At 68.8% G+C, this 13,565-nt stretch carries 15 protein-coding genes; 11 read left to right on the forward strand and 4 right to left on the reverse strand.

Going from position 1 to position 13,565, the window contains the following annotated elements; translation table 11 throughout:
* Nucleotides 1-45: 45 nt before the first annotated feature.
* Together IJ15_RS0105640 and IJ15_RS0105645 are read left to right on the forward strand one after the other, a co-directional pair.
* Nucleotides 46-792 (forward strand): CoA transferase subunit A, encoded by a 747-nt coding sequence (locus IJ15_RS0105640; protein WP_031937367.1) that lies wholly within the window; start codon nt 46-48, stop codon nt 790-792.
* Nucleotides 789-1,436, forward strand: a complete 648-nt coding sequence (locus IJ15_RS0105645) for a CoA transferase subunit B (RefSeq protein ID WP_031937368.1) — start codon at nt 789-791, stop codon at nt 1,434-1,436. The genes IJ15_RS0105640 and IJ15_RS0105645 overlap by 4 nt, the downstream gene beginning before the upstream one ends.
* A gap of 101 nt (nt 1,437-1,537) precedes the next feature.
* On the opposite strand, the gene IJ15_RS0105650 is transcribed toward IJ15_RS0105645, so the two are convergent.
* Genes IJ15_RS0105650 through cofD form a run of 3 tightly spaced genes read right to left on the reverse strand, consistent with a single transcriptional unit; the run spans nt 1,538 to nt 4,443 of the window.
* A complete protein-coding gene (locus IJ15_RS0105650) occupies nt 1,538-2,095 on the reverse strand; it encodes an NUDIX hydrolase (protein ID WP_031937369.1) in 558 nt (185 codons plus the stop codon).
* Nucleotides 2,096-3,442 (reverse strand): coenzyme F420-0:L-glutamate ligase, encoded by a 1,347-nt coding sequence (locus IJ15_RS0105655; RefSeq protein ID WP_031937370.1) that lies wholly within the window; start codon nt 3,440-3,442, stop codon nt 2,096-2,098.
* Nucleotides 3,439-4,443 carry a 2-phospho-L-lactate transferase gene (cofD, locus tag IJ15_RS0105660; protein ID WP_031937371.1) on the reverse strand — a complete coding sequence of 335 codons (1,005 nt, stop codon included), beginning with the start codon at nt 4,441-4,443 and terminating at the stop codon, nt 3,439-3,441. Before cofD ends, IJ15_RS0105655 begins: the two co-directional genes overlap by 4 nt.
* A gap of 468 nt (nt 4,444-4,911) precedes the next feature.
* Here cofD and IJ15_RS26385 point away from each other — a divergent pair, with 468 nt between their 5' ends.
* Entirely contained in the window at nt 4,912-5,145 is a 234-nt protein-coding gene (locus IJ15_RS26385) for a WhiB family transcriptional regulator (protein ID WP_197059761.1), read from the forward strand.
* Between the two features lie 7 nt (nt 5,146-5,152).
* Here IJ15_RS26385 and IJ15_RS0105670 read toward each other — a convergent pair whose 3' ends face one another.
* Complete coding sequence (locus IJ15_RS0105670; protein ID WP_031937373.1) at nt 5,153-5,644, reverse strand: metallopeptidase family protein; 492 nt, start codon at nt 5,642-5,644, stop codon at nt 5,153-5,155.
* A gap of 164 nt (nt 5,645-5,808) precedes the next feature.
* Here IJ15_RS0105670 and IJ15_RS0105675 point away from each other — a divergent pair, with 164 nt between their 5' ends.
* From IJ15_RS0105675 to IJ15_RS0105710, 8 genes are all read left to right on the forward strand, one after another.
* The gene (locus IJ15_RS0105675) at nt 5,809-6,207 is read left to right on the forward strand and encodes a DUF3499 domain-containing protein (protein ID WP_081880601.1); all 399 of its coding nucleotides are present in this window, start codon (nt 5,809-5,811) and stop codon (nt 6,205-6,207) included.
* Nucleotides 6,208-6,403: 196 nt separating this feature from the next.
* Entirely contained in the window at nt 6,404-7,786 is a 1,383-nt protein-coding gene (locus tag IJ15_RS0105680; RefSeq protein ID WP_031937375.1) for a phosphomannomutase/phosphoglucomutase, read from the forward strand.
* A 77-nt stretch (nt 7,787-7,863) separates the two neighbouring features.
* Nucleotides 7,864-9,012, forward strand: a complete 1,149-nt coding sequence (locus tag IJ15_RS0105685) for a hypothetical protein (protein ID WP_031937376.1) — start codon at nt 7,864-7,866, stop codon at nt 9,010-9,012.
* Nucleotides 9,012-10,253: a mannose-6-phosphate isomerase, class I gene (gene manA / locus IJ15_RS0105690; RefSeq protein ID WP_031937377.1), complete on the forward strand. Its 1,242-nt coding sequence runs from the start codon at nt 9,012-9,014 to the stop codon at nt 10,251-10,253. Before IJ15_RS0105685 ends, manA begins: the two co-directional genes overlap by 1 nt.
* A 124-nt stretch (nt 10,254-10,377) precedes the next feature.
* Nucleotides 10,378-11,883, forward strand: coding sequence for an amino acid permease (locus IJ15_RS0105695; RefSeq protein ID WP_031937378.1), 1,506 nt, complete (start codon nt 10,378-10,380; stop codon nt 11,881-11,883).
* A 108-nt stretch (nt 11,884-11,991) separates the two neighbouring features.
* Nucleotides 11,992-13,203: an alkane 1-monooxygenase gene (locus IJ15_RS0105700; protein WP_031937379.1), complete on the forward strand. Its 1,212-nt coding sequence runs from the start codon at nt 11,992-11,994 to the stop codon at nt 13,201-13,203.
* Nucleotides 13,200-13,367 (forward strand): rubredoxin, encoded by a 168-nt coding sequence (locus tag IJ15_RS0105705; protein ID WP_031937380.1) that lies wholly within the window; start codon nt 13,200-13,202, stop codon nt 13,365-13,367. The genes IJ15_RS0105700 and IJ15_RS0105705 overlap by 4 nt, the downstream gene beginning before the upstream one ends.
* A gap of 2 nt (nt 13,368-13,369) precedes the next feature.
* Entirely contained in the window at nt 13,370-13,552 is a 183-nt protein-coding gene (locus IJ15_RS0105710; protein ID WP_031937381.1) for a rubredoxin, read from the forward strand.
* The last annotated feature ends 13 nt before the right edge of the window (nt 13,553-13,565 follow it).

Genomic DNA, 13,565 nt, shown 5'->3' on the forward strand with positions numbered 1-13,565 from the left:
CGGTAGTTCACAATACGCACGGATGGTCGTATGCTGGCCTGCATGATGGACAAAGTCATTGCCACAGCAGCCGAGGCCGTCGCAGACGTGCCGGACGGCGCGACGATCGCCGTCGGCGGATTCGGCCTGGTCGGAGTGCCCGAGATCCTCATCAACGCGCTCCTGGAACAGGGGGCCACGGACCTCGAGACGGTCAGCAACAACTGTGGCACCGACGGCTTCGGCCTCGGCGTGCTGCTCGAGCAGGGCCGCATCCGCCGCACCATCAGCTCGTACGTGGGCGACAACAAGGAATTCGCGCGCCAGTACCTCTCGGGTGAGCTCGAGGTGGAACTGACGCCGCAGGGCACCCTCGCCGAGCGCCTGCGCGCCGGCGGCGCCGGCATCCCCGCGTTCTTCACCCCGGCCGGTGTCGGCACCCAGGTCGCCGAGGGCGGGCTGCCGCGCCGCTACGACGGCAACGGCGGCATCGCCGTGGCGAGCCCGGTCAAGGAGACCCGCGAGTTCGACGGGCAGACCTACGTGATGGAACGCGGCATCGTCGCCGACTACGCACTCGTCCACGCGTGGAAGGGCGACCGCCACGGCAACCTCGTGTTCCGCCGCAGCGCCCGCAACTTCAACCCGCCCGCCGCGGCGTCCGGCCGGATCACCATCGCGCAGGTCGAGCACCTCGTCGAACCCGGCGAGCTGGACCCGGACCAGATCCACACCCCGGGCATCCACGTGCAGCGCGTCGTGCCCGTGGGCAAGGTCACTGTCGGAATCGAGAAGCGAACGGTACGAGCATGACTCAGGCTATTGCGCAGAAGCTGACCCGCGAGCAGATGGCGGCACGCGTCGCCCTGGAACTCGCCGACGGCCAGTACGTCAACCTCGGCATCGGCATGCCCACCCTCGTGCCGAACTACATCCCGGAGGGCATCACCGTCGTCCTGCACTCCGAGAACGGTGTGCTCGGCGTCGGGCCGTACCCCACCGAGGACGAACTCGACCCCGAGCTGATCAACGCCGGCAAGGAGACCATCACGACCCTGCCCGGCGCGTCGTTCTTCGACTCGTCGCAGTCGTTCGGGATGATCCGCGGCGGTCAGGTCGACGTCGCGGTGCTCGGCGCGATGCAGGTCAGCGCCACCGGCGATCTCGCCAACTGGATGATCCCCGGGCACATGGTCAAGGGCATGGGCGGCGCGATGGACCTCGTCCACGGCGCCAAGCGCGTCATCGTGATGATGGAGCACGTGTCGAAGAAGGGTGAGTCGAAGATCCTCGACGAGTGCACCCTGCCGCTCACCGGCAAGGGCTGCGTGCAGCGGATCATCACCGACATGGCCGTCCTCGACGTCACCGACGAGGGCCTGCGACTGGTCGAGACCGCCCCCGGCATCAGCGTCGACGACGTCGTCGCCGCGACCGCCGCGAAGCTGCTGGTGTAGAAGCGCCTCGGGCCTGAGCGCCCATTCCCGAGTCGCCGGTGCGGATTCCCGTCCAACGACTCGGAGAATGGGCGCTCAGGCCGAACGGGTGCGGGTGCCCGTCACCGCCGCCGCGCCAGCGCGACCAGGTGGTCGATCGTCTCCTTCTCGGCACCGTCGGGCAGGGCGTCGACCGGCCACCAGCGTAAGTCCTGCGACTCGTCGCTGATCGTGGCGGGCACGGCCGACGCGGGGCCCGGCGCGGTCACCAGGAACCGCAGATCCAGATGCCGGGTCGGCACCCCCAACGAGCACGTGATCGGGTGGGTGTGCGCCGACAGCAGCCGCGGATCGATCCGCAGCCCCGCGATCCCCGACTCCTCGCGCGCTTCCCGCAGCGCCGAGTCGACGACGGTGTCGTCGGTCGGCTCACAGTGCCCGCCGAGTTGGATCCACCGTCCCACCCGCGGATGCAACGTCAGCAGGACGTGCTCGCCGGGTTCGTCGAGCACGAGCGACGACGCCGTGATGTGCCCTGCCGCGTGCGAACGCAGGCAGCCCTCGGGCGCCGAACCGAGGAACGCGAGCATCGTGTGCCGCAACGACTCCGCGTCGTCGGAATCGGTGTCCCAGTGTTCGAGCGCGCCGACGGCCGACGCATGCAACGACTGCGCCGACATCTACAGCTCCACCAGCGCGTCGCCCGGGAACGCCGGTGTCCGCGGCGCCAGCGGTTCGGTCGGATGTCCGACGGCGATCGCACCGAGGGGCTGCCAGTCGGCCGGCAGATCCAGTTCGGCCCGCACCGTGTCGGCCGCGAAGATCGTCGACCCGATCCAGCAACTCCCGACGCCCCGCGTCGCGAGCGAGACCAGCAGACCCTGCACCGCCGCACCGACCGCGACCGTGAACATCGTCGACTCGGCCCGTGTGCGCCGCTCGTCCGGGTAGTCGTGCGCGCCGTCCGGAACGCAGAACGGGATCACGACCTCCGGTGCGCGGAACAGGATGTCGCCCCGCGACACCCGACGCTCGACGTGCTCGGTGTCCAGCCCGTCGGACGCGAGGTCCGCGCGCCACTGCTGCTGCATCGCGTCGAGCAGGCGCTTGCGGACATCGGGGCTGCGCAGCCACACGAACCGCACCGGACGGGTGTGGTGCGGTGCCGGGGCGGTGAGAGCCTCGGCGATCGACGCACGCAGCAACTCCGGATCCACCGGCTCGTCGGAGAACGCGCGCACCGACCGACGCAACAACAGCGCCTCGCGGCGGCCCTGCTCGATCGACTCCGCGGTGCCCAGCCAGAACAGGTCCTCCGCGCCGCGGCGGATCAGCTTGTCGGCTCGGGAGCCGTCGTCGTCGAGCCCGATCCCGCGGACCACCGCGACCGGCATCCCACCGAGCTTTCCCTTCACGAGATCGCCCGCGGCGGCGATCTCGTCGGCGACCGCGACCTCGGTGACCATCAACTCGTTGCCCTGACCGTCGACCGCGCCGGCGTAGCCGTGCAGCACCGGGATGCCCGACGCCCCGATCGCGACGTCGATCTGGCCGATCCGCCACGCCCGGCCCATCGTGTCGGTCACGACCACCGCGACGTCGACACCGAGGTGGTCCCGGATCCGGTCCCGCAGCTTCCGGGCACTGCCGTCCGGGTCCTCCGGTAGCAGAGCAAGTTCGGCGCCGTCGACGTTCGACCCGTCGATCCCCGACGCGGCCTGCACGATGCCGAGGCGATTCTCGGTGATGAGCGTGCGTCCCTTGCGGGCCACCACCCGCACCGCCTCCTGATCGACCAGGCGGCGACGGGCCGCGTCCCGCTCCTCCGGGTCGGTGGGCGAGGCGACGATTCGACCCTCCACCTTCGAGAAGACCTTGCTCGTGACGACGACGACGTCGCCGTCCACCAGCCACGGCGCCGCACCGACGATCGCCGCGGCCAGGTCGTCGCCCGGCCGGAACTCGGGCAGCCCGGGAACCGGCAGGATCTCGATCGCGCGTCCGGCCCCGTGATCGCGCACCGTCACAGCGCAACCCCGGCCACGTCGAAGGCCGCCCGGACCATCTCGGCGGTGGCCTCGGGATCGGTCATGAGCAGCGGGACGCTGCGCACCTCGACACCGGGGACGTCGGCCGTGTCGGTGGAATGGATCAGCCAGCCGTCGAGGATGCCGGTGCCGGACCGGGCGCCGTAGTGGCGGCCGATCGCCTCGGCCGACGTCTCGACACCGATCACCTCGAGGCACTCGTCGGCCATGCCGCGCAACGGCTTTCCGCCGATGATGGGGGAGAGGCCGACGACCTTGGCCTTCGTGGTCCGCAATGCGCCGCGGATGCCGGGCACCGCCAGGATGGCGCCGATGCTGACGACCGGGTTCGACGGCGCGAGCAGCACCAGGTCGGCCGATTCGATCGCCTCGAGGACGCCGGGGGCCGGCTTCGCCTGCTCCGCACCGACATACGCGAAGCTGTGGGTGGGAACCTGTGCGCGGTAGCGGACCCACCACTCCTGGAAGTGGATCGCTCGCTGCGTGTCCCCGGTCGGGTCTTCGGGATCGGTTACGACAACGTGTGTTTCGCTGCGGTCGTCGGAGACCGGCAGTAGAGCAACGCCGGGCTGCCAGCGATTGCACAGGGCCTCGGTCACGGCCGACAGCGGGTAGCCGGCGCGCAGCATCTGGCTGCGGATGAGGTGCGTCGCGATGTCCCGGTCGCCGAGTCCGAACCAGTCGGGCTGCGCACCGTACGCCGCGAGTTCCTCTTTCGCATTCCATGTTTCACCGATGTGGCCCCATCCGCGTTCGGTGTCGATGCCGCCGCCGAGGGTGTACATGCAGGTGTCCAGATCCGGACAGATGCGCAGGCCGTGCATCCACACGTCGTCTCCGACGTTGACCACCGCGGTGATCCGATGGTCGTTCGCCGGGCCGGATTTCGGGTCGCCGGAGTCGAGTCCGCCCAGCAGACTTCGAACTCCCTGGAGGAAACGGGCACCTCCGACGCCGCCAACCAATACAGTCACGTTCACAACTCGAAGCCTAGGCGGTGCCGCCGCGTGCCGGTCGACGCCGTCGCATCGGCCGGGTTGTACCACGCTGTGCGATGGGCGTCGGATGGTAAACGACTTTTCGGTTTCGGCTTGACCCGACACGCCAGGGCATGTCTAATCACATGTATGTCATTCCAAGTTCGAGGGGCGAGTTCACTTGGAGCGGCCCTCGGATCGATCCATCGTTCTGGCGGTTGTCAGGACGAGTGTCGGGGTGGGAACGGCAGCATGGAAATCGAGATCAATCGACATTTTCTGCGCTAGTACAGGCGAGGAGGCGGAGCGATGATGCCATACCAGCAATACGAGTTCGAAACTCCTCTGAGCGTGGTCGGCGACGTATCGCGGACCGATTCTGAAGCGGATGCGGCGGTAGGCGTCAGCTACGACGAGTTCGAACTCGGAGTGGTGGCACCGCAGCTCAGTCTGATTCCCGGCTTCGACGAGATGTTCGACTCCATCGAGGATCAGTGGCAGGACCGTGCGCTGTGCGCGCAGACCGACCCTGAGGCGTTCTTCCCGGAGAAGGGCGGATCCACCCGCGAGGCCAAGCGCATCTGCTTGGGTTGCGAGGTGCGTGGGGAGTGCCTCGATTACGCGCTCGCGAACGACGAGCGATTCGGCATCTGGGGTGGGCTCTCCGAGCGCGAGCGCCGTCGCCTCAAGCGCGGCGTCGTCTAGTTCGTCACTACTCGTCGGCCCCGGGAAGATCGGGGTCGACAACCTCGGGATCGACGCCCAGATACGTCGACACCTGTTCCACCAACACGTCGTGAACCAGATCCTCGAGATCGTGAGGGTCCTTGGCGCGCAACTCGATCGGGCGCCGGAACAAGACGATTCGTGCCCGCGTCGCGGTTCCGTGGCGATCGATGCCGGCCGGGATGAGCCGCGACAGCGGCACCGGACCGTCGGCGACCACTTCCGGTGGCCAGTTCACCGAATCCGGATCGATCGCGCGAATGCGCGGCACGTCGTCCACCGCGATGTCGAGCTTCGTCAGCTGATCGTGCCAACGCGCGTCGATGGGCTCGAACGCGCCCAGGACCAGCTGGTCGAACTTCTCCGCGCGCGTCCGGGCCGCCGGGAGATCCGGCGGGAACAGCGGGCCACGGATACCGCGCCCGCGCCGCGCCACCGAGCGTGACGTCAGTGGGCGGGGGCGACGAGATCTGGCCATGCAGGGGACATTACAGCGATGCGCCGACGGCCCCTACCGCGTCACGCCTCGGCTGCCCGGCGACCGCGTCGAAACCCCGCCCCACATCACGCCCGGGTCACGGCTCGGCCGTGTCGGTGTGTCCGAGTAGGCCAACCGGACGCAGGGGGTTAGTCTCCTTCCTTGTGAGATCACTGCGTCGTTGCTGCCGGCCTGGGTGCAAGAACCCTGCTGTCGCGACCTTGACGTACGTGTACTCCGATTCGACCGCCGTCGTCGGCCCGTTGGCCACCGTCGCCGAGCCGCATTCGTGGGATCTGTGCGAGACCCACGCGTCGCGGATCACCGCCCCCAAGGGCTGGGAACTCGTGCGCTACGAGGGCGGATTCTCCTCCAGCACACCCGACGAGGACGATCTCACCGCGCTGGCCGAAGCGGTCCGCGAGGCCGGTCTGGGCGAGCGTCCTCGCAACGACGGGTCCACCTCCGACTCGCGTTCGGCCGCGGCCTCGCCGTCGGCGCCCCCCACCGCCCGCACCGGGCGTCGCGGGCACCTCCGGGTCCTGCCCGACCCCGCGAACTGATCGATTCCAGCGCGGCCCCGGCCGCTGTCTGATCTGTCCTTTTTCAGGCTCTACCTCGGTCGACGTATTCGGACATCTCGCTCAGGAAGCGCGTTCGGCCTGCTCCCCACTAGGCTCTGTGGGACGCCTCAGTCGGCGAACCGAACTCGAGCGGACGAACAACGTGTCGCCTCGACGAAAGCAGGAGTAACCAGAAGTGGCTCGATCTGTCGAATCCGTGAATGCCGTGATCAAGGCCTACGACGTCCGTGGCGTCGTGGGAGAGCAGATCGATGCAGACTTCGTCCGGGACGTGGGTGCCTCGTTCGCGCGGCTGGTGCGGGACGAGCAGTCCGGCGGCGAGGCCGTGACGCGGGTCGCGATCGGCCACGACATGCGCGCGTCGTCGCCCGAACTGTCGCGGGCCTTCGCCGAGGGCGTCGTCGCGCAGGGCCTCGACGTGATCCACATCGGCCTGGCATCCACCGATCAGCTGTACTTCGCGTCCGGGATCCTGGACTGCCCCGGTGCGATGTTCACCGCGAGCCACAATCCGGCCAAGTACAACGGCATCAAGCTGTGCCGTGCCGGGGCCAAGCCCGTCGGCCAGGACACCGGACTCGGGGTCATCGCGCGCGAGGTCGCCGAGGGCGTCCCCGCGTACGACGGTCCGACCGGGCAGGTCTCCGAGGACGAGATGCTCGACCAGTACGCCAGCTTCGTCCGGGGCCTGGTGGACCTGGCCGAGCTGCGACCGCTGAAGATCGCCGTCGACGCCGGCAACGGCATGGGCGGACACACCGTCCCGGCCGTGTTCGGGCCGATGCCCGTCGAGGTCCTGCCGCTGTACTTCGAACTCGACGGCACCTTCCCCAACCACGAGGCCAATCCCCTCGATCCCGCCAACCTGGTGGATCTGCAGGAACACGTGCGGGCCACGGGTGCGGACATCGGCCTGGCGTTCGACGGTGACGCCGACCGCTGCTTCGTCGTCGACGAGAAGGGCGACCCGGTGTCGCCGTCCGCGGTGACGGCGCTCGTCGCGGACCGGGAACTCGCGAAGGAGCCCGGCGCCACCGTCATCCACAACCTGATCACGTCCCGGTTCGTGCCGGAACTGGTCGAGAAGCTCGGTGGCACCGCCGTGCGTACCCGCGTCGGGCACTCCTTCATCAAGCAGCAGATGGCCGAGACGGGTGCCGTGTTCGGCGGCGAGCACTCCGCCCACTACTACTTCCGCGACTTCTGGGGTGCCGACTCGGGCATGCTGGCGGCCCTGCACGTGCTGGCCGCGCTCGGTGAACAGGACCGCCCGCTGTCGCAGCTGATGGCGTCGTACGAGGCCTACGCTGCGTCCGGGGAGATCAACTCGACCGTCGCCGACGCCGCCGAGCGGACCGCGGCCGTCGTCGATCTCTTCGCGGACCGGACGGTCTCCGTGGACCGTCTGGACGGCGTGACGGTCGACCTGGGCGACGGGGCATGGTTCAACCTGCGCGCGTCCAACACCGAGCCGCTGCTGCGCCTGAATGTCGAGGCGCGCACGCCGGCCGACGTCGACGCACTCGTCTCCGAGATCCTCGGAGCAGTCCGCGCCTAGTCACCGAATTGCTGGGATACTCGAGGCACCTGATCTCGTCGGGGGACGGGGACTCGGGAAAGGGAGGTGAGTTCGTGATGACAGCTCCGTCGTCTCTGCTCGATCTCGATGACGCCGATGCTCTGGTGGCCGCCGACGTCGACGGTGTGCTCCGTTTCGCCGCGCTGGGCGGCGCTCAGATCCGCGCCACTCGAACCGCCGTGGACGAGGACGGTCTGGTCCGGTTGCGTGGTCTGCAGCCGCGCAGCATCGTGTTCGTCACCGGTGACGGATGCGCGTCGCGTGCCGTCGAGATCGTGGTGGCCGCCGTCGGTGGCCACAGCGTCGTGCCGCTGGTCGTCAGCGTCGGGGCACCGCCGTGGGTGGGGCCACTCGACATCCTCGTCGTCGCCGGTGACGACGCCGGGGATCCTCGGCTCGTCGAATCCGTCGACAGGGCGCTGCGCAGGGGCGCGGAAGTGGTCGTCGCCGCGCCCGACGAGGGCCCTCTCCGTGCCGCCGGTGCGGGTCGGGCGACCGTCCTCCCGCCACGGATCGCGGTACCGGATCACCACGGCCTACTGCGCTATCTCGCGACGTTCCTCGCGGTCCTGACCGCCGTCGAGGGGGACCGGATCGCCGCGGTGTGCCCCGACCTGGGCCGGCTCGCCGACGTCGTCGACGAGGAAGCCCTCCGCGACCACCCGCGCAACGAGGTCTTCCACAATCCGGCCAAGTCGCTGGCGGCGCGCATGCAGGGCCGCCGCGTGGTGTTCAGCGGTGACACCCGCGCCACCGGTCACCTCGCTCGTCACGCGAGCGAGACCCTGCTGCGCATGGGCGCCGGCGTGGCCGCAGCCGGTGAACTCGCCGATGTCGTCGCCGGGGTCCGGAAGTTCTCCGCCGCGAATCCGGCCGCACAGGCCGGGTACGACCCGTTCTTCCACGACGACCAGCTCGACGGTCCGCCACCCGGCGCGCCGCTCCGGGTGCTGGTGTTCGCCTCCGAGACGAATCGGCCCCTGGTCGAGCGTCGTGTCGCGGCCCTGCCGGACGTCGACATCGTCGTCGCGGCATCGGACACCGTGCCGGAGTCGGCGACGACCGGTCCCCGACGCGATGCGCCGCCGGGATCGCCGGAGCCCCCGGCGCCGTCGGCGACTCGGACGGAACTGGAGCAGATTGCAGTACTCGCCGGTCGGCTCGAGATGAGCGCGGCCTACCTACGTTTGATCGGTGGTGACTAGTGCGCCAACTCGAAGGTGCGCTCCGGTCCTACGCTTGGGGGTCACGGACCGCACTCGCGGAACTGTGCGGCCGTCAGAGCCCCAGCGCGCATCCGGAGGCGGAACTGTGGCTGGGAGCGCATCCCGGTGACCCCGCGCGAGTGATCGAGGACGGTGGCAGCCGGTCGCTCCGTGACCTGGTCGACGAGGACCCGGCCCGTGAACTCGGCGAGCGCAGCATCGGCGCGTTCGGCGAGCAACTGCCCTTCCTGCTCAAAGTGCTCGCCGCCGAGGAGCCGCTGTCGCTGCAGGCCCACCCGAGTGCCGAGCAGGCCCGCGAGGGTTTCGCACGGGAGGAGGCGTCCGGGATCCCCGTCGACTCGGCGGAACGGAACTATCGCGACGCCAGTCACAAACCCGAGCTCGTCGTGGCCCTCACCCGGTTCGAGGCGCTCGCCGGTTTCCGCGATCCGCGTCGGACGGTACGACTGCTCGACGAACTGAACGTGCCGGAACTCGAGCCGTATGTGGGTCTGCTCGCGGGACAGCCCGACCCGGACGGGCTGCGCGCGCTGTTCACCACGTGGATCACGCTGCCGCCGCACGCGCTCGCCACCCTGCTGCCCGCGGTGCTCGACGGGTGCGTGGCGTACCTGTCGGGTTCGGGGAGTGCGGAGTTCGCGCCGGAGACGCGGACGGCGCTGGAGCTGAGCGAGGGCTACCCCGGGGACGCCGGGGTCCTGGCGTCGCTGCTGCTGAACCGGGTGACCCTCGAACCGGGGCAGGGGTTGTTCCTCGATGCCGGCAATCTCCACGCCTACCTGCACGGCACGGCCGTGGAGATCATGGCGAACTCCGACAACGTGCTGCGCGGAGGGCTCACGCCCAAGCACGTCGACGTCCCGGAGCTGTTGCGGGTGTTGGATTTCGAGTCGGTGGACGTCCCGGTGCTCACGTCCGTGGCGACCGGTCGAGACGGGGAGTCGACGTACCGGACACCGGCCCCGGAGTTCGTGCTGTCCCGGATCGACCTCGACGCGTCGGGAGCCGGTTCGGTCGCGACCACCACGTTCGATCCGGACGGTCCGCAGATCCTGCTGTGCACCTCGGGTGCCGCGAAGGTGGAGTGCGATGCGCAGTCGCTGATGCTCGAGCGGGGCGCGGCCGCGTGGATCTCGGCGTCGGACACGGGGGTTCACATCCAGGCCTGCGCCGACGACACCCAGATCTTCCGTGCCGCCGTCGGCGACGTGACGCACTGAGGTCGGTGTCCCGCCGAGTCTCGGGGGCTCGACACGCGCCGGCAGGGACTGCCGCCGGAAACCGTGCTGCGGCCCGTGTCCGGGCATAGGCTGACGACCATCCCTACCTCCCGAGGAGGACGTGATGGCGACACCCGACCGGAAGGCGGCGAAGCCCCGCTCCGGGCTGTTTCGGACCAAATCGATCGAACAGTCGATTCTGGAGACCGACGAACCGGAGACGAAGCTCCGTAAGGACCTGACCGCGTGGGACCTGACGGTCTTCGGTGTCGCGGTCGTGATCGGCGCCGGCATCTTCACTCTGACCGCCCGTACCGCGGGCAACGTCGCGGGCCCCTCGGTGTCGCTCGCGTTCGCGTTCGCCGCGATCGCGTGCGCGCTGGCCGCACTGTGCTACGCCGAGTTCGCGTCGACCGTGCCCGTCGCGGGCAGCGCCTACACCTTCTCGTACGCGACGTTCGGCGAGTTCGCGGCGTGGATCATCGGCTGGGACCTCATCCTGGAGTTCGCGCTGGCGGCCTCGGTGGTGGCGAAGGGTTGGTCGCTGTATCTCGGTGAGGTCCTCGGCAGCGCCACTCCGATCGTGCATCTCGGGTCGGTGAAACTCGACTGGGGTGCGGCCCTGATCGTCGCGATCATCACGGTGCTGCTGGCGACCGGCACCAAGCTGTCGTCGCGGGTCTCGGCGGTGATCACCGCGATCAAGGTGGCCGTCGTGCTCTTCGTCGTGGTGGTCGGGGCCTTCTTCATCAAGGCCTCCAACTACTCGCCCTACATTCCGCCGTCCGAGCCCGGCTCCACCGGCGAGGGCATCCACCAGTCGCTGTTCTCGTACGTCACCGGCGCCGGTGGCAGCACGTTCGGGTGGTACGGCCTGCTCGCCGCGGCCAGCCTGGTCTTCTTCGCCTTCATCGGTTTCGACGTGGTCGCGACCACCGCCGAGGAGACCAAGAATCCGCAGACCGCGTTGCCGCGCGGCATCCTCGGCTCGCTCGCGATCGTGACGGTGCTGTACGTCGCGGTGTCGCTCGTGCTCACCGGAATGGTGAAGTACACCGACCTGGCGGGCGACGACTCCACGCTCGCCACGGCGTTCGAGCTCAACGGAATGGACTGGGCCAAGAACCTCATCTCGTTCGGTGCGCTGGCGGGCCTGACGACGGTGGTCATGGTCCTCATGCTGGGGCAGACGCGGGTGCTGTTCGCGATGTCCCGCGACGGTCTGATGCCGCGGGCACTGGCGCCCACCGGCAAGCACGGGACACCGGTGCGGATCACGCTGATCGTCGGGGTGATCGTCGGTCTCCTCGCGGCCGTCTTCCCGATCGGCACGCTCGAGGAGATGGTCAACATCGGCACGCTGTTCGCGTTCGTGATGGTGTCGATCGGTGTCGTGGTGCTGCGGCGGACGCGTCCGGATCTGCCGCGTGGATTCCGGGTGCCGTTCGTGCCGGTGGTCCCGATCCTCGCGGTCGTCTCGTGCGTGTGGCTCATGGTCAACCTCTCGGTCGAGACGTGGCTGCGGTTCGTCATCTGGATGGCGCTCGGTGTCGTCGTGTACTTCGCCTACAGTCGCCGGCATTCGATGCTGGGCATCCGTGCTCGGGAGGCCGAGCGCGACGCCACCTGATTGGTTTACAAATTGGCTTCATTGTCTAGACGGCATACGGCAAGCCGCGTATCGTCCACTTCATGGTGATGCTGCCCACATCGGGTGGCCACGTGGAAGGGGACGTCGATGGCGACGAACGCGCCGGCCGAGACGGCGGTATGGAGGGACAAGAAGCGCTACCTGTGGTTGCTGGGACTCGTTCCGCCCACCGCGATCTTCCTGGCGCTCGGATTGGTGTGGCTGACGAACCGTGTCGGGCTGGAAGCGGTGTCGCCCGTCTGGTGGTGGATCGGACCGATGCTGGTGTACGTGCTGCTGCCGATCCTCGACCTGGCCGTCGGTGCGGACGGGCAGAACCCGCCCGACGAGGTCATGGAGCAACTCGAGAACGACCGGTACTACCGGTGGTGCACCTACGCGTACATCCCGCTGCAGATCGTGACCGTGGTCGTCGCGTGCTACCTGTGGTCGGCCGACGACCTGGGCTGGCTCGGCATCGACGGCGGGCTCGGGCTGGTCTCGAAGATCGGCCTCGCCGTCAGCGTCGGCTGCGTCGCCGGCATCGGGATCAACACCGCGCACGAACTGGGCCACAAGAAGGACGACCTCGAACGCTGGCTGTCGAAGATCACGCTCGCGCAGTCCTTCTACGGGCACTTCTACATCGAGCACAACCGTGGACACCACGTCCGGGTCGCGACCCCGGAGGATCCCGCCAGTTCCCGGCTGGGCGAGAGCTTCTGGGCCTTCCTGCCGCGCAGCGTGTGGGGGAGTCTGCGGTCGTCGTGGGCGCTCGAGAAGGCGCGGCTCGACCGGCTCGGCAAGGGGCCGTGGACGATCGGCAACGACGTCCTCAATGCGTGGTTGATGTCGGTCGTGCTGTTCGGCGCGATGATCGCGATCTTCGGGTGGGAGGTGGCCCCGTTCCTGTTGCTGCAGGCCGTTGTCGGATTCACGCTGCTCGAGACGGTGAACTACCTCGAGCACTACGGCCTGCTCCGGCAACGCACCGAGAGCGGACGCTACGAGCGCTGCACTCCGGCACACAGCTGGAACAGCGACCACCTCTGCACCAACATCTTCCTGTACCACCTGCAGCGCCACAGTGACCACCACGCGAACCCGACGCGGCGCTATCAGACGTTGCGCAGCATGGACACTGCGCCGAATCTGCCCAGCGGCTACGCCAGCATGATCATGCTCGCGTACGTGCCGCCGTTGTGGCGGGCGGTGATGGACCGCCGGGTCCTCGCGCACTACGACGGCGACATCACGAAGGTCAACCTGCAGCCGAGCAAGCGGGCGAAGCTGCTCGCGGCACACGGGGGAGCGGCATGAGCATGTATCGGTGTCCCGTGTGCGAGTTCGTGTTCGACGAGTCCGTCGGCGCCCCACGGGAGGGATTCCCGGCCGGGACGGCGTGGGACGCGGTGCCCGACGACTGGTGCTGCCCCGACTGCGGCGTCCGCGAGAAGATCGACTTCGAACCCGTAGGAGGGTGATCGTGAACGACTACAAGCTCTACCAGTGTGCACAGTGCGGCTTCGAGTACGACGAGGCGGCGGGCTGGCCCGACGAGGGCATCGCCCCCGGTACGCGCTGGGAGGACATCCCCGACGACTGGAGCTGCCCGGATTGCGGCGCGGCCAAGGAGGACTTCTTCATGGTCGAGGTCGAGCGGAGCTGACGGGTGTGCCGGG

Origin of the sequence: Prescottella defluvii, from assembly GCF_000738775.1 — a bacterium.
Lineage (GTDB): Bacteria > Actinomycetota > Actinomycetes > Mycobacteriales > Mycobacteriaceae > Prescottella > Prescottella defluvii.